General features: G+C 32.4%; 1 protein-coding gene. It reads left to right on the top strand.

Going from position 1 to position 506, the window contains the following annotated elements:
* Positions 1–193, top strand: a 193-nt coding sequence (locus L8D11_RS05440) for a hypothetical protein (RefSeq protein WP_236870651.1), incomplete at its 5' end; no start/stop codon positions are given.
* Between the last annotated feature and the right edge of the window lie 313 nt (positions 194–506).

Consider the following 506-nt stretch of genomic DNA (forward strand, 5'->3'; position numbering starts at 1 on the left):
CTTACTCTTCTCTATACGTTCTTCTGCTTCTCTTACTAAAAATGACATTTTGCCTCCTCTTTCGTATGTACTTATCTTTTCATTCTATCATATATGTTTCTTTCTGCCTATTATGCAATGGTCTTCTCTATTAAATCGCTTATTTTTACCAGCTCATGCTCCATCTCAATCTGATTGCTTAATCTACTTCTGAATAATTCTCCTTGGCTATTATCTGTAATCTGTGCCTGCATTTTTTTTATCAAAATTTGCCAAAAACCTTACTGTATTGTAGCACTTCCTTGCAAATGTTTCTTCTATTTTTTACTCTAATATCACCATTACTTCATTGTTGTGCCACTTCTTCAGTGTGGACTATTTATTGTTTTGCCACCATCATTAACGGAAGCATAAATATTAGATAGCGTATAAATAGGAAAAGTGCTAACCTTTGACCTAAAACAATACAGGTATCAAATGGATTTTGAAATAATAGTAAGAAAAAAAGAAAAAGGCGAGGTAGTATC

Origin of the sequence: Candidatus Bandiella numerosa (assembly GCF_021811875.1) — a bacterium.
GTDB lineage: Bacteria > Pseudomonadota > Alphaproteobacteria > Rickettsiales > Midichloriaceae > Aquirickettsia > Aquirickettsia numerosa_A.